General features: G+C 62.8%; 15 protein-coding genes and 1 pseudogene. 7 read left to right on the top strand and 9 right to left on the bottom strand.

Annotated elements, in window-relative coordinates; genetic code table 11:
* The first annotated feature begins 1 nt into the window (after position 1).
* Positions 2–2,764: pseudogene (locus C4J83_RS11460) on the top strand (ATP-binding protein).
* On the opposite strand, the gene C4J83_RS11455 reads toward C4J83_RS11460, so the two are convergent.
* Both C4J83_RS11455 and C4J83_RS11450 read right to left on the bottom strand, forming a co-directional pair.
* Positions 2,711–4,210, bottom strand: coding sequence for an ATP-binding protein (locus tag C4J83_RS11455; protein WP_124417069.1), 1,500 nt, complete (start codon positions 4,208–4,210; stop codon positions 2,711–2,713). The pseudogene C4J83_RS11460 and the gene C4J83_RS11455 overlap by 54 nt on opposite strands.
* A gap of 95 nt (positions 4,211–4,305) precedes the next feature.
* Positions 4,306–5,256, bottom strand: coding sequence for a GlxA family transcriptional regulator (locus C4J83_RS11450; protein WP_106580723.1), 951 nt, complete (start codon positions 5,254–5,256; stop codon positions 4,306–4,308).
* A gap of 180 nt (positions 5,257–5,436) precedes the next feature.
* Here C4J83_RS11450 and C4J83_RS11445 point away from each other — a divergent pair, with 180 nt between their 5' ends.
* Together C4J83_RS11445 and C4J83_RS30925 are read left to right on the top strand one after the other, a co-directional pair.
* Positions 5,437–6,159 carry a pirin family protein gene (locus C4J83_RS11445; protein ID WP_106580724.1) on the top strand — a complete coding sequence of 241 codons (723 nt, stop codon included), beginning with the start codon at positions 5,437–5,439 and terminating at the stop codon, positions 6,157–6,159.
* Between the two features lie 147 nt (positions 6,160–6,306).
* Positions 6,307–6,732 (top strand): hypothetical protein, encoded by a 426-nt coding sequence (locus C4J83_RS30925; protein WP_124417068.1) that lies wholly within the window; start codon positions 6,307–6,309, stop codon positions 6,730–6,732.
* A 62-nt stretch (positions 6,733–6,794) separates the two neighbouring features.
* On the opposite strand, the gene C4J83_RS11435 is transcribed toward C4J83_RS30925, so the two are convergent.
* Positions 6,795–7,793, bottom strand: a complete 999-nt coding sequence (locus C4J83_RS11435; RefSeq protein ID WP_124417067.1) for a quinone oxidoreductase family protein — start codon at positions 7,791–7,793, stop codon at positions 6,795–6,797.
* Positions 7,794–7,895: 102 nt separating this feature from the next.
* On the opposite strand from C4J83_RS11435, the gene C4J83_RS11430 reads away from it, so the two are divergent.
* Positions 7,896–8,759, top strand: a complete 864-nt coding sequence (locus C4J83_RS11430) for a LysR family transcriptional regulator (protein WP_124417066.1) — start codon at positions 7,896–7,898, stop codon at positions 8,757–8,759.
* Between the two features lies 1 nt (position 8,760).
* Here C4J83_RS11430 and C4J83_RS11425 read toward each other — a convergent pair whose 3' ends face one another.
* Entirely contained in the window at positions 8,761–9,720 is a 960-nt protein-coding gene (locus tag C4J83_RS11425; RefSeq protein ID WP_124417065.1) for a GlxA family transcriptional regulator, read from the bottom strand.
* A gap of 107 nt (positions 9,721–9,827) precedes the next feature.
* Here C4J83_RS11425 and C4J83_RS11420 point away from each other — a divergent pair, with 107 nt between their 5' ends.
* On the top strand, positions 9,828–10,370 hold the full coding sequence (locus C4J83_RS11420; protein ID WP_124417064.1) for an acyl-CoA thioesterase: 543 nt from the start codon (positions 9,828–9,830) through the stop codon (positions 10,368–10,370).
* A gap of 2 nt (positions 10,371–10,372) precedes the next feature.
* On the opposite strand, the gene C4J83_RS11415 is transcribed toward C4J83_RS11420, so the two are convergent.
* Both C4J83_RS11415 and C4J83_RS11410 read right to left on the bottom strand, forming a co-directional pair.
* Entirely contained in the window at positions 10,373–10,849 is a 477-nt protein-coding gene (locus C4J83_RS11415; RefSeq protein ID WP_124417063.1) for a (R)-mandelonitrile lyase, read from the bottom strand.
* Positions 10,846–11,841: an aldo/keto reductase gene (locus tag C4J83_RS11410; protein ID WP_124417062.1), complete on the bottom strand. Its 996-nt coding sequence runs from the start codon at positions 11,839–11,841 to the stop codon at positions 10,846–10,848. The genes C4J83_RS11415 and C4J83_RS11410 overlap by 4 nt, the downstream gene beginning before the upstream one ends.
* A gap of 110 nt (positions 11,842–11,951) precedes the next feature.
* Between C4J83_RS11410 and C4J83_RS11405 the strand changes: the two genes are divergently transcribed.
* On the top strand, positions 11,952–12,845 hold the full coding sequence (locus C4J83_RS11405) for a LysR family transcriptional regulator (RefSeq protein ID WP_124417061.1): 894 nt from the start codon (positions 11,952–11,954) through the stop codon (positions 12,843–12,845).
* A 498-nt stretch (positions 12,846–13,343) separates the two neighbouring features.
* Here the strand turns inward: C4J83_RS11405 and C4J83_RS11395 are convergent, their stop codons facing one another.
* The 3 genes from C4J83_RS11395 to C4J83_RS11380 form a co-directional block, all read right to left on the bottom strand.
* A complete protein-coding gene (locus C4J83_RS11395) occupies positions 13,344–14,099 on the bottom strand; it encodes a hypothetical protein (protein ID WP_124417059.1) in 756 nt (251 codons plus the stop codon).
* A gap of 307 nt (positions 14,100–14,406) precedes the next feature.
* The gene (locus C4J83_RS11385; protein WP_106580651.1) at positions 14,407–15,732 is read right to left on the bottom strand and encodes an LLM class flavin-dependent oxidoreductase; all 1,326 of its coding nucleotides are present in this window, start codon (positions 15,730–15,732) and stop codon (positions 14,407–14,409) included.
* Positions 15,729–16,667, bottom strand: a complete 939-nt coding sequence (locus tag C4J83_RS11380; protein WP_124417058.1) for an aliphatic sulfonate ABC transporter substrate-binding protein — start codon at positions 16,665–16,667, stop codon at positions 15,729–15,731. Before C4J83_RS11380 ends, C4J83_RS11385 begins: the two co-directional genes overlap by 4 nt.
* Before the next feature lie 245 nt (positions 16,668–16,912).
* Between C4J83_RS11380 and C4J83_RS11375 the strand changes: the two genes are divergently transcribed.
* The gene (locus C4J83_RS11375; protein WP_119735799.1) at positions 16,913–17,857 is read left to right on the top strand and encodes an aliphatic sulfonate ABC transporter substrate-binding protein; all 945 of its coding nucleotides are present in this window, start codon (positions 16,913–16,915) and stop codon (positions 17,855–17,857) included.
* The last annotated feature ends 60 nt before the right edge of the window (positions 17,858–17,917 follow it).

The raw sequence follows: 17,917 nt of genomic DNA, 5'->3' as shown, positions 1-17,917 counted from the left end.
CATGAGTGACCTCAGCGACCAGGCCGTGCATTTCGGCCCCTACTGCATCCACCCGCGCCAACGCCTGGTGCTGGAGGCCGGTCGCCCGTTGCGCCTGGGACGGCGTGCGGTGGAGATTTTGCTGATCCTGCTGGAGCAGGCCGGCAATGTGGTGAGCAAGCAGGAATTGATCGCGCGGGTCTGGCCGAAAACGGTGGTGGAAGACGGCAACCTGCGGGTGCACATGGCGGCGTTGCGCAAGGCACTCGGCGATGGCCAGGCCGGGCAGCGCTACATCGTCACCGTGGCCCAGCGCGGCTACAGTTTTGTTGCGCCACTGAGCATCGAACCGATGACGATTCCTGCCGACGGCCTGCCCCACAGCCAGGGCCATAACCTGCCACTGCGGCGCACACGCATGATCGGTCGCCAGGCGCTGATTGATGCATTGGTGCAGCAACTGCCGCAGCAACGCTTTATCACCCTGACCGGCGCTGGCGGCATCGGCAAGACCACCGTGGCGCTGCGCGTGGCCGAATTGCTGATCGGGCATTACCGCGACGGCATTCGCCTGCTGGACCTCGCGCCGCTGAGCGCGCCGTCGATGATCCTGCCCAACCTCGCCGCGCTGCTCGACCTCACGCCCCAAGCGCATGCGCCGCTGCTGAGCTTCGCCCGCAGCCTGCACGCGCGTCAGCTGTTGCTGGTGATCGACAATTGCGAACACCTGCTCGACGACATCGCCCTGATCAGCGAAACCCTGCTGCGCCACGCGCCCCACGTGCACATCCTGGCCACCAGCCGCGAAGCGCTGCGGGCCGAGGGCGAATACGTGCAGCGCCTCGAGCCGCTGGCTTGCCCGCCCGCCACCGGCAACCGTGCCCAGGCCCTCGGCTACCCGGCGTTGCAGTTGCTGATCGAACGCGCCATGTCGCATCAAGACCGTTTTGAACTCAGCGAAGCGCAACTGCCGCTGGCCATTGATATCTGACAGCGCCTGGACGGCATTCCCCTGGCGATCGAGTTGGTGGCGGCGCAGATCCAGCGCTTCGGCCTGCCGGGGCTGCTGGTGCAGATGGAAGACAACTTTCGCCTGCTGGTGCGTGGCCGGCGCAGCGCCCTGCCCCGTCAGCAAACCCTGCGCGCCACGCTGGACTGGAGTTTCGAGCTGCTGACGGCCTGCGAGCAGATTTGCCTGCGGCGCCTGGCCGTGTTTCGTGGCGGGTTCAGCCTGGCCAGCGCAGCGGCGGTGATCGCCGGGGAGCGGATCGCGCCAAACGAGGTGCTGGGCTCGATCACCCAATTGGTGGCCAAGTCGCTGCTCAACGTCGAGGCTGGCGATGACGATGTGGTCTATCGCTTGCTCGACATCACCCGCACCTACGCGCTGGAAAAACTCAGCGTGGCCGCGGAGCTTGAGGCCACCCGCGAGCGCCACGCGGCACGCTGCCTGGCGCTGATGGAACAGGCCCGGGAGGACTGGGAACTGATCGCGACCCAGGCGTGGATCAGCCGCTATGCCCCGCTGCGCGAAGACATCCGCGCCGCCCTCGATTGGTGCCTGGGCGAGATGGGTGCGCACCTGCTGGGTATTCGCCTCACGGTCAGTGCGATGCCGTTGTGGCAGGAACTGTCGCTGCTGCACGAGCACGGGCTGTACGTGGGCAAGGCCCTGACGCGGCTGGCGCAGTCAACCGCGCCGAGCCAACGCCTGCAGATGGAATTGCAGCTGGCGCTGGGCAGTTTCTCCTACCACGCCCAGGGCAGCACGCCACAGACCATTCAAGCCTTTGCCGGCGCGCTGCGCCTGGCACAAGCGAGCAACGACCTCACCGGCCAGCTACGGGCGGTGTCGGGCCATATGGCGGTCAATTTGTGCAGCGGCAATTACCGTGAGGCGTTGGCACAGAGCCTGCACTTCGATCAGCTCGGCCCACAATCCGAGCCATTGCTGGACCTCAGCGCCCAGCGCCTGCGGGTGTTGGCGCAGCACTTTGCCGGCAACCAGGCACTGGCGCTGCACAACGCCGAACAAGTGATCCAGCGCATGGCCCACAGCGGCCATCTCAATCGGTTCACCCATGGCTTTGGCGTGCAATACGACCAGAGTGTGGCGTCGTTGACAATGCTTGCGCGCACCCTGTGGCTACGGGGTTTTGCGGAGCGTGCCTGGCGCACCGCCAACCAGGCGCTGGAGCTGGCGCTGCAGATCAACCACGGCACCTCGATCTGCTACACGCTGGCCCTGGCCGGCGTGGTGATCGCCCGCTACAACGGCGATACCGCCGCGGCGCGCTCGTTGCTCGACCTGTTGCTGCAACAGGCACAAAAACACTCGGTGCAGCTGTTTCATACCTGGGCGCAGCACTACGCGGGCACGGCGCCGCAGGCGGGTTTGCAAGGGCTGGGCCTGGTCCGGGACACGCTGGTGACGTTCAACGCCATCGACGTAGATGATGACGTGTTTGAACGCGCCAGAAGTGGCGCGGCCGGTTGGTGCAGCGCCGAGATTCTGCGCGTGCGAGCCGAGGCGTTACCTGACCTTCACGCGCGCGAAACGCTGCTGCTGGAGGCGCTGGCCCTGGCGCATCAGCAAGGCGCGCTGGCCTGGGAGTTGCGCAGCGCAACGTCGCTGGCAAGCCTATGGCAGAGCCAAGGACGGCGGCAGGCGGCGCGCGACCTGTTGAACGCCCTCTACACGCAATTCAACGAAGGCTTTGCCACCCACGACCTAGTCTGTGTACGCCGCCTGCTCGACGAGTTGCAGGACAAACGGCCGGCCTGAACTGCAGCCCAGGTAATGCCCATACCCCTTTTGCAACTGCGCGACTTGCGCCGGGTCGCGCAGTAGCGCCAGGGCGTAGCTGCGCACGCTGTTGAGCAGCCGGTAACGCGCAGGGCCGGGGCCCGGTTCCACCGCCAGCATCGAGGTGGCCGCCAGACGCGACAGCAGGTAGGACAGGTCGGCGTGTTCCAGCTCGGTGCCTGCCACCAGCTCGCTCAAGCGCGGCAAGGTCACGGCCATTTTGAACAGCGCCAACTGCAGGAACAGCCAACGCTGCGGCAGGCTCAGGCGCTGATACGACCAGTCCAGAGCCGCGATCAGGGATTGATGCCGTTCCACCGCCGTGCGCCTGCCGCGCGTCAACACCTGCAAGCCTTGGTGCAACTGCTCGTGCACACCCCGTATGCCCAGGGCATCGACCTGGGCCGCCGCCAGTTCCAGGGCCAGGGGAATACCGTCGAGGCGCCGGCAAATATCGCGCAGTGGCGCCAAATCCTGGGCACGCAGCACAAAGCCCTGCTGACCGGCACGCACCCGTGCGACAAATAACTGAACCGCCGCAGCGGCCATCGCCTGTTCGACACCGCGCCAGGCCGAGGGCATCGGCAGCGCCAGCCTGGGCACGTGTTGCACCCATTCGCCGGGCACCTGCAAGGCTTCACGACTGGTCAACACCACCGTCACCTGCGGCGCGTGTGCCTGCAACGTGCGCACCAGGTGGCGGCAGGCGCCGAGCAACACATCGGCGCCGTCGAGTACCAGTAGCATCTGGCGCACCGCCAACTGCTCGGCCAGTGCGTTGGCGCTGCCACAGGGTTGCAGGTTCAGCGTTGCGGCCAGATGAGACAGCATGTGGGTTGGCCCCTGCACCGCTGCCAGATCCACCCAGCACACGCCGTCGCGATAACGCGGCAACACGCGTTCAGCCAGGGCCAGGGCCACGGTGCTTTTGCCCACGCCGGCGCAGCCGGTGAGCATGATCAGGCGTTGGCTGTACAAGCGCCGCACCAATGAGCCCAACAGCTGATCACGGCCCAGCACCGGGCTGAGTCGCCCGGCCAGATTGTGCCAGGGCAGCGCCGATGCGGCGCTGGACGGCGCAACAAAGCAGTAGCCACGCAAGGGTTCATTGAGGATATAGCGTTGCCCGTCCAGCGCACGGCGCAGGGCCGCGATGTGCACGCGCAGGTTGTTCTCTTCCACCACGCTGCGCGGCCAGACCCGCGCAATCAGCGTGTCTTTGCGCACAAATTGCCCAGGCGTCTCCAGCAGTACCGCGAGGATATCCAGCGCACGCCCACCCAGCGGCACCGGCAGGCCTGCCTTGCTGACCAGGCGCTGTTGGCGGTGAAAGGTGTAGGGGCCAAAGCTGACTGCGTGTGGGTTGTGCATGCGGGTCAAAGCGCTGGAACACCCGGCCTTGGGCGTTTGCGCATCCTTTTCCATGGGCCTGTGGCTATCTTGCCAGCTCGCCATGACAGGACAATGCTGGCACGGGGAGCGCCACGGCCAATCAGGTGCGCGAAACAGACATCCTGTCGTTAACTGAACTGTTGTCGGTATTGCGTAGGGTTCAGGCCGAGCTTTTCACTGAACAGAAAACGCATATGCCGCACGCTGCCAAACCCTGCGCGAAACGCCACGGTCTTGAGTGGCAGGTCGGTGGTTTCCAGCAACTGCCGGGCGCGGTCGATGCGCGCGCCTTGCAGGAACGCCATGGGCGTCATCTGCACCTCCTTGGCAAACAGCCGCGTGAAGTGCCGCGCGCTCATGCCCGCCAACGCGGCCATTGAGTCGATGGTAAAGGGCTGGTCCAACTGCGCCAGCACCTGGTTCTGCACACGGGTGATCGCCGTTTCCAACGGCGCCACAGCCGCCGTCATCGGGCTGAACTGGGCCTGGCCGCCCTGGCGTTTCATCACCACCAGCAACACCTTGGCCACGTCCACCGCCACCTGTTTGCCATGGTCCTGGGCGACGACCGACAGCGCCAGGTCGATACCGGCGGTCACCCCGCCGGAGGTGATCAAGCGGCCATCCTGCAAATAGATACGATCGGTCTCGACGATAGCCTTGGGGAAGCCCTTGATCAGGCGTTCGGTGTAATGCCAGTGGGTGGTCACGCGGTGGCCGTCGAGCAGTCCGGCATGCCCCAGCACAAAGGCACCGGTGCAGATCGAGCCAAAGCGTCGCGCCCTGGGTGCGGCGGCCTTGAGCCAGGGCAACAGCGCAGGATGGCACTCGTTATAGGCACCGGGGCCGCCCGGCACCAGCAACAGGTCATAGGCGTCGTGAGCCTGCGCCAATAACAGGTCGGGTTGCACCTGCACACCATTGGAGGCGCGCAGCAGCCCAGGTTCGGTGCCAATGGTCAGGATCTGATAGTGAGCGTTCGCCGGCAGGTAGCGATTGGCGATGGAAAACACTTCGAGTGGACCGGCCATATCGAGCAGCAAAAAGTCCGGAAACAGCGCCATGGCCACGGTTTTCATGCAGAGAAAGTCCATCGAGAAGGAAGTCGAGGCGCCATTATGGCATGCCTTTTACTGTCAACTTGATAGAGACAGTTATTCAAGTTTCAGCTTCTTAATGAATTCCACGCTAACCATTAACCTTCTTCTCAACGCAAGAGCCCTGCATGACGCAGCCCGCTCTCACTTGAGGACAAGACCATGCTGACCCTTCGCAAAGCTTCGGACCGCGGCGCCGCCAATCACGGTTGGTTGAAGTCGTTTCACACCTTCTCGTTCGCCAATTACTGGAACCCGGCCGAGCAGGGTTTTTCTGACCTGCTGGTAATCAACGATGACCGCGTTGCCGCCGGCAAAGGCTTCGGCCAGCACCCGCACCGCGACATGGAGATTTTCTCCTACGTGCTCGAAGGCGCCCTGGAACACAAGGACACCCTGGGCACCGGCTCGGTGATTCGCCCTGGCGATGTGCAGTTGATGAGCGCCGGCAGCGGCGTGGCGCACAGTGAGTTCAACCATAGCCAACGCCAGGGCGTGCACTTCCTGCAGATCTGGATCGTGCCGAATGTGGTCGGCGCCGAGCCGCGCTATCAACAGGAACACTTCAGCGAGGCGCAGAAACGTGGGCGCTTGCAATTGATCATCTCGCCGGAAGGTGCCGAGGGTTCGCTGAATGTGCGCCAGGATGCGCGGGTGTATGCCGGGCTGTTCGACGGCGACGAAGCCGCGACGCTGGACGTGCCGCCGGATCGCCATGTGTACATCCATGTGGCCCGCGGCAGCGTTGAAGTCAACGGCCAGCGCTTGCAGGAAGGCGACGGTGCCCGCGTGCGGGATGAACGGCAGATCAACCTGAGCCACGGCGAGGATGCCGAGGTGCTGGTGTTCGACCTGCGCCCTCAGGAACGGCCGCAGATGCCTTGACCGTCACCGCGATGACCCGCCCCAAAACGGGTCATCGCTGGCATCGATAGTCACCATCAGCTCAATGAAGTTCTCTTAAAAAAACCAACGCGTAACATCAAACCCATGCCAAACGGCACCCAACTAGAACACTCGGAGCACACCACCATGAAACGCCAACTCTTGCTTAGCCTCGCTTTCTCGGTACTCGCTGCAAACGCTTTTGCTCACCCGGTTGTCGCTGCAGGTGGCGCGGATCGCCTGCAAGGTAACTCCGTAGCCGAAGGCGGTTCTGACCGTCTGCTGGACCGTCGTGTTGCTGAAGGCGGTGCGGATCGCCTGCAGGAACGCGGACTGGCTGAAGGCGGTGCGGATCGCTTGCAGGAACGCGGCCTGGCTGAGGGCGGTGCGGATCGCTTGCAGGAACGTGGCCTGGCTGAAGGCGGCGCGGATCGTCTGCAGGAACGCGGACTGGCTGAAGGCGGTGCGGATCGCTTGCAGGAACGCGGTCTGGCTGAAGGCGGTGCGGATCGTCTGCAGGAACGCGGTCTGGCTGAAGGCGGTGCGGATCGTCTGCAAGGGCACAACGCGTAACCCCGCACTGTTCGCGGGGCACCCCAAACCGGCCTGATCAGCCGGTTTTTTTTCGCCTGCGGTTAATGCAGCTCGCGGTCCACCCACAGTACCGCCTTGCCGATCTGCTGACGTGCCTCGATACGTGCATGGACCTGCTGCACCGTCTCCAGGCTGTAATGCCCTTCGATGTCCACTGTCAGCGTCCCTTCCAACATTGCCGCGAACACGGCGTTGGCACGCCGTTGCACAGTCGCGCCATTGGCCATGTGGTCAGCCAGCCGTGGGCGCGTCAGGAACAACGAGCCCGCCTCCCCCAATTCCATCGGGTCCAGGTCTGTCAGCGAGCCCGAGACATTGCCGTAGTTGACGATCAAACCGCGCGTGCGACAGGCGCGAAAACTCTCACGCAAGGTGTTTTTGCCGACGCAATCAAACACCACATCCACCCCTCGCCCGCCCGTGGCTTGCCGTACCTGATCGGCAAATCGGTCATAGGTCCAGGCTTGATGGGCGCCCTGCTGCAAGGCAATCGCACATTTATCGACGGTGCTGGCGGTGGTCAATACCGTTGCCCCCAACCGACGCGCCATCTGCACCAGCAATTGGCCGATGCTGCCGGACGCGGCATGAACCAGGCAGGTACTGCCCGCCTGCAAACGGGCCACATCGTCAATCAGGTAGTGCGCGGTGCAGCCCTGAAACATCGCCGCAGCGGCCTGATCGAAGCTGATTGCGCTCGGGATCTGCGCAATTTTCTCGACAGGCACATTCGCATACTCGGCATACGCGCCCCAGGCGATGCACCAGGCCACGCGGTCGCCCACAGCCAGGTGGCTGACGCCCGGACCGACTTCAACCACCACGCCGGCGCCTTCCATGCCCAAGGTGCACGGCAGGCGCACCGGGTACGTCGAAGAGTGTGCGTATTTGCCCTGGCGGGTATGAATGTCCATGAAATTGATCCCGGCGCAGGCCACCTTGACCAGCACATGCCCCGGTGTGGCCTGGGGTTTTTCAACGTCGTGGCGCAATTGGGCAACTTCGGGACCGCCGTAGGCTTGCAGGGTGATGGCTTTCATCGGGGAACAACTCCGTGTGCACTGGGAAACGGCCATGGTAAAAGGGCACGCTCGGTACGAATATTCCCCAACACCTCCCAGCCTCTGTGCGGAAATAACCCGATGTTCGATTGGCAGGATCTGTATTACTTCACCGTTCTGGCCCGCACCCAGTCGCTGTCGGCGGCCGCCCGCGAGTTGCAGGTGGAACACGCCACCGTCGGGCGCCGCGTCGATGCGCTGGAAAAAGCCCTCGGCGTAAAACTGGTAGACCGCCTGCCACGCAGCCGGCCGCTCACGGCTCAAGGCCTGGCGCTGGCCGAGCTGGCCGCGGGCATGGGCGAGATGGCCACCGACGTGCTGCGCCTGTCGCGGGTAGCTTCCATCGAACTGGCCGGGACGGTGCGGGTCAGCTGCCCGCCGTCCATCGCCAACCACTGCATTGCGCCTCACATAGCGCGGTTGCGGGCCCAGTACCCGCAGCTGAATCTGGTGCTGATACCGTCCACTCAACTGGCTGCGCTCGACAAGGGCGAGGCCGATATCGCACTGCGCACGGTGCGCCCCGACGAAGAGGCGCTGGTGCGCCGCAAGGTCGGCGTGGTGCGCTTCGGTCTTTATGGCGCGCCCGGGTTCACGCAGCTGCCTGCCGCCCAATGGACCTTCATCGCCTACGACAGCAGCCGTGATCACTTGCCGCAACAGGCATGGCTGCACCAACTGCGCGGCCAACGCCCGATCGTGTTTGCGGCCAGCGAGTTGATCACTCAACAGATGGCCGCACGCGCGCACGTCGGCGCAGTGGTGTTGCCAACATTGGTGGGCGACCACGATCCGCTGCTGGCCAGGTTGCCGACGCCCGGCGACGGGCCGGTCCGTGATATCTGGCTGACGGTGTACCCGGATATGCGTCGCTCGCCGTCGGTAAAGATGGTGATGGAGTTTCTGGTGGCATGCATCGAAGGTGAAGCGCAGCTGCGGCGCTGAATCAGCCGGCGGTGGCGAGGAATTTCTTGCGATACGCCGCCGGGAGCATCCCCACGCGCTGCTGGAACAGGCGGCGAAACGAATTGCTGTCTTCATACCCTACCGCGTAGGTGATGCTTTCGAGGGTCATGCGCGTTGACTCCAGCATCTGCTTGGCGCGCTCCAGGCGCAGGGTTTGCACATAGGCGATAGGCGTATACCCCGTCGCTTCCTTGAACCGCCGCTTGAAATTACGCACGCCAAAACCGAAGCGCCGGGCCACGTCATCGATGACCAACGGCTGGGCAAACTGTTGCTCCAGCCAATGTTGCACCCGCAGGACCTCGCCGTCGCCGTGGCTCTTGGGCAACGACCACATGGCGTACACCGACTGTTCGGTGCGCACGTTGTCGATCAACAAGTACTTGCCGCAGGTATGCGCCAGCTCCGGTGAACCGAAACGGCGGATCAGGTGCAACATCAGGTCCATCGCGGCACTGGCGCCACCGCAGGTGATCACGCGGTTTTCTTCGCAGAGGATCTGCGTATCATCCAGCACCACGTCTGCGTAACGGCGCCGGAAAAACTCGGCAAACGCCCAGTGGGTGGTGGCGCGCAGGCCCTGCAACATGCCGGTCTCGGCCAGCAGAAACGCCGCCGTGCACATCGACGCCAGCACTGCCCCTTGGGCGTGCTGTTGGCGTAACCAGAGCCCGTAGGCGGGAAAGCTCGGCAAGGCCTCTTTAAGGGTAAAAAGGAAGCCGGGGATCAGAATCAGGTCGGTTTGAAGAACCTGGGCAGCCGAGCACATCACCTGTAAACGCTGCCCGCCCCAGGCGTCCACGGCCTGGCCATCCAGGGACGCGACGACGATCTCGAATGGCGCGCGCTCGGCAAATAGGTTGGCTGCGCTGAGCATCTCCAGCGCCAGGGTGGCGCTGGCGGCGGAGCATTGATCGGCCAGGAGTAAAGTGATGTGCATAAAGGAACCTGTTTGCGCTTTTCGCATGTAATAAGTCATTTGCGCACCTACCTTAGCCGATTCCTCGCCCGTACAGTGCTGCCACTGATCAACTGTCTGGCGCGTTTATGAATCTCTGGTTTCGATTGCTGTACATGCTGTCCCGTCGCCCCTGGCGCAAACCGGCCCATGGTCTGGAGACCACTGTGGTGCGCATGCGCGTGTGGCCCCTGGACCTGGATTTGAACCGGCATGTCACCAATGGCCGGTATTTCTCCCTGGCCGATGTGGCGCGGATGGATTTTGTACTGCGTACCGGCGCATTTCGCGTGGCCTTGCGTAACAAAGCGCTGCCGATCGTGGGCGATACCTGGGGCAAGTTTCGCCGCGAACTGAAGTTGTTCGAAGTCTTCGAGGTGCACACCCGAATGCTCGGCTGGGACCACAAGTGGAGCCTGATGGAGCACCGTTTCGTCAGCAAGGGCCGGGTGGTGGGCGTGGTGGTGATGCGCGGGCTGTTTCGCTCAGCCAAAGGCACCCTGCCCCCGGCAGATGTTGTGCGGGAGCTGGGGTTGGCCGAGCAATCGCCGCCAATGCCGCAGTGGCTGAGCGACTGGGCGAGCAGTTGTGATGACATGAGTGCGCAGCTGCGTGAAGCAGAGCAGGTTTAACCTCACAGCGCCGGCGCGTACTGCCCATCACTGACCTGTTCCAGCCAATCCACCACCTTGCCATCCAGTACTTCGGCAATCGCGATATGGGTCATTGCAGTAGTCGGCGTCGCGCCATGCCAATGCTTGACGCCGGGGGCGATCCACACGGTGTCGCCGGGGCGGATGGCACGCACCGGCTGGCCCCATTCCTGCACCAGCCCGGCACCGGCGGTGACGATCAACGTCTGTCCCAAAGGGTGGGTATGCCAGGCGGTGCGTGCGCCCGGTTCGAAGGTCACCGTGGCACCACTGACGGGCGCGGCGTCGGTGCCTTTGAAGGGTGCGTCGACGCGCACGGTGCCGGTGAACCAGTCGGCCGGGCCTTGGGCTGAAGGTTGCGAGCCATTCGGGGTGATGGTGAGCATTGGGGTCTCCTGTGCGCGGGTTTCTTGGGCAAGCAATGACAGCGACAGCGCTGCGGCGACGAGGGTTTTCATAGGCCGGTCATCTTTTCCAGGGCTTCGGGATAGCGCTCGCCCTCCACCTGAATGCTGGACGCGGCCACGTCCAGGTCCTGAAGCTCTTGTGCACTCAGTTGCAGTTGCACCGCCCCCAGGTTTTCGCTCAGACGCGCGGCTTTGGTGGTGCCCGGAATCGGCACAATCCACGGCTTTTGCGCCAATAACCAGGCCAGGGCGATCTGTGATGGCGTGGCATTTTTGCGCTGCCCGACCTCACGCAACAACGCCACCAGCGCCTGGTTGGCCTTTAGGGCTTGCGGGGTAAAACGTGGCAGGCTGCTGCGAAAATCACTGCTGTCAAACGTGCTTTGGCTGTCGAATTTGCCGGTCAGAAACCCTTTGCCCAGTGGGCTGTAAGGCACCAGGCCAATCCCCAGCTCTTCGAGCAATGGCAGGATTTCGGTTTCAGGCTTGCGCCACCACAGCGAATATTCACTTTGCAGGGCCGTCACCGGCTGCACCGCGTGAGCCCGGCGAATGGTCGCCGCGCCCGCCTCCGACAGCCCGAAATGCTTGACCTTGCCTTCCTGGATCAAGTCCTTCACGGCACCGGCCACGTCTTCGATGGGCACGTTGGGGTCCACCCGATGTTGGTAGAACAGGTCGATCACATCGGTTTTAAGGCGTTTGAGCGAGGCTTCCGCTACGAGGCGAATATGCTCGGGGCGGCTGTTGAGGCCCGCCCCTTTCCCGTTGCTGGAGGGGTCGAGCGCGAAACCGAATTTAGTCGCGATTACCACCTGATCGCGCAACGGCGCGAGCGCTTCGCCCAGCAACGCCTCGTTGGTGAACGGGCCGTAGACTTCGGCTGTATCGAAGAAGGTCACGCCTTGTTCCACCGCGCCGCGCAGCAGCGCGATCATCTGCTGGGCGTCGGCCGGGGCGCCATAGCCGAAACTCATGCCCATGCAGCCCAGGCCCACGGCCGAGACTTCAAGCGAGCTGTTGCCGAGTGTGCGTTTGAGCATGCGGGTTCACCTGTTTAACGGCTGAATTCAAGGGTTGGTTCAATCTAACAGCACGCCATTGAGATAATTAGTCGCTAGAATCTGAATATACTTATGAGAGTGACTCACTAATGCTCAGGGAAAATGCCAATGACCTGCTCGCCTTTCTGGCTGTGGCGCGTGCGCGCAGCTTTACCAAGGCGGCGGCCAAACTTGGGGTGTCACAGTCGGCGCTGAGCCATACGATCCGGGCGCTCGAAGCCCGTCTGGGGCTGCGCTTGCTCACGCGCACCACGCGCAGCGTGTCGCCCACACAAGCAGGCCAGCACCTGATCGACACTGTCGGGCCGCACTTCGATGAAATCCAGATTGGTCTGGAAGGCCTGAGCCATTTGCGCGACACGCCTTCCGGCACGATTCGCATCAACGCCATGGACCATGCGCTGGAGCACATCCTCTGGCCGGTGCTCAAACCGTTTCTGGCGCAATACCCCGACATCGCCGTCGAAGTCTGCTGCGACTACGGCTTTGTCGACATCGCCGCCCAGGGTTTCGACGCCGGGGTGCGCCTGGGCGAAGATGTGGCCGACGGCATGATCGCCACCCGCATCGGGCCGGACATGCGCATGCGCGTCGTGGGTTCGCCGGCGTACTTTGCCAACCGACCACGGCCGACGACGCCGCGCGACCTCACGGGCCACGCATGCAACAACCTGCGCCTGCCTACCAATGGCGGCTTGTATGCATGGGAGTTTCGCAAAGCCTCGGAAAGCCTGAATGTGCGCGTGTCCGGCCAGGTGACTTTCAATGGTGTGTACCAGTTGCTCAAGGCGGCCGTGGATGGCTTTGGGCTGAGCTACATTGCGCAGGACCTGGTGGCGCCGTACTTGGCGGACGGTCGCTTGATCGCGGTGTTGGATGACTGGTGCGCACCGTTTGCCGGCTTTCACCTGTACTACCCGAGCCGGCGCCAGGCCTCGCCGGCGTTTGCGTTGCTGGTGGAAGCGTTGCGTTATCGCGGCTGAAGCATTGCGATCAGGCACCGGCCGATGCTTCAAACACGACTGCCATCCGGGGCACGCGTTGCGCAGTCCTGTGGATGGGGTGTTTGCTCGGGTGTTGGGGGATCGGAGGGAGGGGGAATATCCGTTATTGGGTGATGGCTGGGATGGGTTCCGCCCTTACGGCGGGTCACTTTGGAAAAGCCCCAAAGTAACCAAAGGGCTCTTGCCCCACCACTCAGCACCTCGCCTGGGCTCGGTGTGCCCTCACTCCGGTACTACGGAGCGGGCCGCCGCGACGGGGCGTCCCTGCCCCGTCGCGGCTAAACCGGCGTCCTGCCGGTTTACCCGCTCCGTACTACCTGCGTTCGGCCAGCGTGGTTTAACGGGGCGCCTGAGATCAAAGTCAAAGGCAGATCAAGATCAAAAGCAGAGCACGGCGGCCTAGTAGCCGACCTGAGTGGTAGAAGCAAAAGCAAAGCCGAGGCGGCCTGACAGCCGACCTGATCCTGGAAGCTGAACTCAATCAAATGTGGGAGCTGGCTTGCCTGCGATGGCATCAACTGGATATGCCTGATAGACCAAGGTGCCTGCATCGCAGGCAAGCCAGCTCTCACAGAAAAGCACAGCAATGCGGTGCTGGCGGCTGAACTCGGTCAAATTGTGGGAGCGGGCTTGCTCGCGAATGCGGCCTGCCAGTGACACATGAGCTGACTGAACCACCGCATTCGCGGGCAAGCCCGCTCCCACATTTGGATTTCTGTGAATCAGATAGATGGCTGTCGTTTGTACTCGGTCAAAAGTGGGAGCTGGGTTGCCTGCGATGGCATCAACTGGGTGTGCCTGATACACCGAGTTGTCTGCATCGCAGGCAAGCCAGCTCCCACAGAAAAGCAAAGCAATGTGGTGGCGGCGGCTGAACTCGGTCAAATTGTGGGAGCGGGCTTGCTCGCGAAGGCGGTGGGTCAGTGACACATGAGCTGACTGAACCACCGCCTTCGCGGGCAAGCCCGCTCCCACATTTGGATTTCTGTGAATCAGATAGATGGATGTCGTTTGTACTCGGTCAAAGGTGGGAGCTGGCTTGCCTGCGATGGCATCGCCTGTGTGTCGCTGATAGACCAAGGTGCCTGCATCGCAGGCAAGCCAGCTCCCACAGAAAAGCCAAGTAGTGCGGTGCTGACAGCTGAACTCGGTCAACTTGTGGGAGCGGGCTTGCTCGCGAAGGCGGTGGGTCAGTGACACATGAGCTGACTGAACTACCGCCTTCGCGAGCAAGCCCGCTCCCACATTTGGATCTTTATGCATCAGATAGAAGTGTGTTGCTGTGCTTTTTTGCTTCTATCACTCAGGTCGGCTACCAGGCCGCCGTGGTCTGCTTTTGATCTTGCTTTTGACTTCGATCTGACAGCCCGCCCAACTCCAGCAACCCAAATATCTCCTGCCGCAACCCCACCAGATATGCATCATCCCGATGCCGAGGCTACGGCCGTGCAATCGTCAATTGCGCCTGAACCTTGGCCGGCCGGTCACTGAACACAATCCCGCTCGGCACGACAGCGCCGCTCGCCACATCGAGGCGGTGTCAGGTCGCCAGATCAGCCAGCCCCAGGTGCTCGCGCAGCGTCGAGCCTGCATAGGCGGTACGAAACAACCCCTTGCGCTGCAAGTGCGGAATCACGCTCTCGACAAACTCAGTGAACGAACCCGGCAGATAGCCCGGTGAGATCACAAACCCGTCGCAGCCGCCTTGTTCGAACAGCTCCGCCAACTGGTCGGCGATCTGCGCGCCAGTGCCCACCAGTTGCGGCACGCGTACGCTGCTGGCGAAAATGCGGCCGAGTTGTTCCAGGGTGATTTCAGGCCCTTGCATCAACAGCTTTTCCGCAGCAGCGGCAGGGATCAGTGGCGACCGGGCAACCTCGGCCAGGGTGGCCGTCAGCGGGAACGGCGACAGGTCCACATTGAGCTGCGAAGCAAGTGTCACCAGCCCCAGCTCAGGGCGTGCCAGGGCGTTGTGCCGATCGCGCTTGGCACGGGCTTCGGCCTCGCTGCCGCCAATAAATGGCATCACCGCGGTCAACACCTTGCAGCTGTCGGCGTCGCGCCCTTGCTGCACCACTTGGGCACGCACGTCATCGCGAAAGGCGCGCATCGCGTTCAAATGCGGGTGAATGGTGAAAATCGCCTCGGCCCAGCGCGCGCCAAACCGCCGTCCGCGCCCGGACGAACCGGCCTGAATCAATACCGGACGGCCCTGGGGCGTGCGCGGGATATTCAGCGGGCCTTCGACCTTGAACCACTCGCCCTGATGCTGCACCGACGTGATCAAGGCCGGGTCGGCGAGCACGCCATGTTCGCGGTCCAGCTTGAGGGCGTCCTTGCCCCAACTGTTCCAGAGCTTCAATGCGACTTCGACAAACTCATCGGCGCGGTCGTAGCGCAGGTCGTGTTCCAGGTGCTTGTCCTTGCCGAACAGGCGCCCTTCGCTGTCATTCATCGACGTGACGATATTCCACGCCGCGCGGCCCTTGGACAGGTGGTCGAGGGTGGCAAATTCGCGCGCGATGTGTGCCGGTTCGTAATAGGTGGTCGAGCGCGTCGCGCCCAGGCCCAGCTTGCGGGTCTGGCCTATCAGGTAGGAGAGAATCGGCAGCGGGTCCAGGCGCGTGGCGTCCTGGGCGCCGTAGCGCAAGGCAAACTCGCGCGAGCCGCCCATCTGGTCGCCCACGGCCAGGCGGTCGGCGAAGAACAGGAAGTCGAAGAGGCCCTCCTCCACCACCTTGGCGATGCGCGAGTAGTAGTCGGGGTCGAGGTAATTGCCGAGCGTTTCGGGGTGGCGCCACACGGCGTGGCTGTGTACCACCGGCCCACTCAGGAGGAAGGCTGACAAATGGATCTGGCGGCTCATGGTTTGGGGGTCCACACGGTGATATCGGAGACGTTCAGCGGCTTGGGAATCAGCTTGGCGGCGTAGTAGGTGTCGGCGATGCGTTGCTGTTCGGCAAGGTTTTGCGGCTTGACCGGGATGATGTCGTAGCTGCGCCGGCTATTGGCGCGCTCCACCGTGGCCGGTGGGATGTTGCCCCACAGCGGCCCGAGGATGTCAGCGGCTTGCCTGGGATGGGCTTTGACCCATTGGCCGGTCTCGCGCAGGGTATCGAAGGTGATTTGCAGCACATCCGGGTGCGCGTTGGCAAATTGTGTGGTCGCCAGGTAGAAGCGGTTGTAGTTGGCCAGGCCGTCGTTGCCATCGGCGATCACACGCACGTGATGTTCAAGCTGCTGGGTGGCGAAGAACGGGTCCCAGATCACCCAGGCATCCACGCTGCCATTTGAAAATGCAGCGCCACCGTCGGGCGCCTCAAGGTAACGCGGGGTGATATCGGCCAGCGTCAGGCCGGCTTTGTGCAGCGCCGAGATCAGCAGAAAGTTGCTGCCAGAGCCCTTGGACACGGCCACGGTCTTGCCCTTGAGGTCGGCGATGCTGTGGATCGGGGATGCGTCCTGGACGATGATCGCCTGGGCGCCGGGCGATGAGTTTTCCTGGGCGTAATACGTCAGCGGCGCATCGGCAGCCTGGGTGAACAGCGCAAAGGCGTCAGCCACGTCTGCGTGCAAATCGACGCTGCCGGCGTTCAAGGAACTGAGCAGGCCGGTGCTGAATTCATGCCAGTTGACGGTGAAACCCAAGGGCTTGAGGCGCTGTTCGAGCTGGCCATTTTGCTTGAGCAGGATCCACAGCGTCGACGAGCGCTGGTAGCTGATGTCCAGGGTCTGCTCGGCGTGGGCCGCCGCTGCGGCAAACAGCAGGCTGGCGGCGAGGATCAGTTGTTTCAACGTCATGGAAGGCCTTGGCATAGGTCAGTTGAAGGAAGCTGCTTATGCCAAAAGACCCCATAAAGCCTGGCAGAGAAGCGAGCTCGATTATATTAAGGGCGAGTAATTATGAAAGAACCCTATAATTCTATGGTTATGCCCAATTCGTCGGAGCGCGTTAAAAGCGCCCTAAGCTCAGACCGAAAGAGTATTTATCGAATGCTTTTTAGAACTTTAAGCTTGGTCTTATTTCGTTGAAGATCGAGCGCGCCATGTCTATTCGTCGTCCCCTCGCCGTTGTCCTCGGGCTGCTGGCCTTTTGCGTTGCGGTGAGCGCCGAGGCTCAGGAAACCGTGCGCATCGGTTACCAGAAATCCTCGACCCTGATCACCCTGCTGAAAACCCAGGGCACGCTTGAAAAAGCCCTCAAGGCCGACCACATCGACGTGAGCTGGCATGAATTCCCCAGCGGCCTGCCGCTGCTCGAAGCATTGAACGTGGGCAACGTGGACATCAGCGCAGACGTGGCCGACACCGTGCCGATCTTCGCTCAGGCCGCCCAGGCCAAACTCACCTACTTCGCCCAGGAAGCGCCCTCGCCTTCAGCCCAGGCCATCGTGGTGCGCAAGGACTCGCCGATCCAGCAGCTGGCAGATTTGAAAGGCAAGAAAATCGCGGTGACCAAGGCCGCCGGCACTCACTATTTGCTCATCGCCGCACTGGCCAAAGCCGGCTTGGCGTTCTCGGATATCGAGCCGGCCTATCTGTCGCCGGCCGATGGTCGCGCGGCCTTTGAGAACAACAAGGTTGACGCCTGGGTCACCTGGGAACCGTTCCTCACCAGCGTGCAGCGTCAACTGCCGACCCGCACCCTGGCCGACGGCGCAGGCCTTGCCAGTTACAAGCGCTATTACCTGACCGGCACGCCTTACGCCAAGGCGCATCCCGAGGTCTTGAAACGTGTGTATGAGCAGTTGGAAAAAGCCGGTCAATGGGTAAAAACCAACCCACAGGACGCGGCGAAAGTACTCGGCCCACTGTGGGGCAACCTGGATGTGGCCACGGTGGAAGCCGCCAACGCGCACCGCAGTTACGAGGTGCAACCGGTCACGGTCGAACAGTTGGGTGAGCAGCAGAAGATCGCCGATGCCTTCTTCAAGGCCGGCTTGTTGCCCAAGGCGGTGGATGCCCAGGATGTGCAGACCTGGCAGCCGTGAAAAGTTTCATTTGGCAACCCCCACGGGTTGCCGCATAAAGGGCTTCTCCTCTTTTGCTGA

The organism is Pseudomonas sp. LBUM920, from assembly GCF_003852315.1.
Taxonomy (GTDB): Bacteria; Pseudomonadota; Gammaproteobacteria; order Pseudomonadales; family Pseudomonadaceae; genus Aquipseudomonas.
This window is presented reverse-complemented; position numbering and strand designations above follow the sequence as displayed.

Excerpts from the sequence above, each read along its gene's own strand:
- C4J83_RS11430 (WP_124417066.1), top strand. The coding sequence starts at position 7,896 with ATGTTCGATTGGCAGGATCTGTATTACTTCACCGTTCTGGCCCGCACC.
- C4J83_RS11435 (WP_124417067.1), bottom strand. The coding sequence starts at position 7,793 with ATGAAAGCCATCACCCTGCAAGCCTACGGCGGTCCCGAAGTTGCCCAA.
- C4J83_RS11450 (WP_106580723.1), bottom strand. The coding sequence starts at position 5,256 with ATGAAAACCGTGGCCATGGCGCTGTTTCCGGACTTTTTGCTGCTCGAT.
- C4J83_RS11375 (WP_119735799.1), top strand. The coding sequence starts at position 16,913 with ATGTCTATTCGTCGTCCCCTCGCCGTTGTCCTCGGGCTGCTGGCCTTT.
- C4J83_RS11445 (WP_106580724.1), top strand. The coding sequence starts at position 5,437 with ATGCTGACCCTTCGCAAAGCTTCGGACCGCGGCGCCGCCAATCACGGT.
- C4J83_RS11455 (WP_124417069.1), bottom strand. The coding sequence starts at position 4,210 with ATGGAAAAGGATGCGCAAACGCCCAAGGCCGGGTGTTCCAGCGCTTTG.
- C4J83_RS11405 (WP_124417061.1), top strand. The coding sequence starts at position 11,952 with ATGCTCAGGGAAAATGCCAATGACCTGCTCGCCTTTCTGGCTGTGGCG.
- C4J83_RS11420 (WP_124417064.1), top strand. The coding sequence starts at position 9,828 with ATGAATCTCTGGTTTCGATTGCTGTACATGCTGTCCCGTCGCCCCTGG.
- C4J83_RS11425 (WP_124417065.1), bottom strand. The coding sequence starts at position 9,720 with ATGCACATCACTTTACTCCTGGCCGATCAATGCTCCGCCGCCAGCGCC.
- C4J83_RS11380 (WP_124417058.1), bottom strand. The coding sequence starts at position 16,667 with ATGACGTTGAAACAACTGATCCTCGCCGCCAGCCTGCTGTTTGCCGCA.
- C4J83_RS30925 (WP_124417068.1), top strand. The coding sequence starts at position 6,307 with ATGAAACGCCAACTCTTGCTTAGCCTCGCTTTCTCGGTACTCGCTGCA.
- C4J83_RS11410 (WP_124417062.1), bottom strand. The coding sequence starts at position 11,841 with ATGCTCAAACGCACACTCGGCAACAGCTCGCTTGAAGTCTCGGCCGTG.
- C4J83_RS11415 (WP_124417063.1), bottom strand. The coding sequence starts at position 10,849 with ATGAAAACCCTCGTCGCCGCAGCGCTGTCGCTGTCATTGCTTGCCCAA.
- C4J83_RS11385 (WP_106580651.1), bottom strand. The coding sequence starts at position 15,732 with ATGAGCCGCCAGATCCATTTGTCAGCCTTCCTCCTGAGTGGGCCGGTG.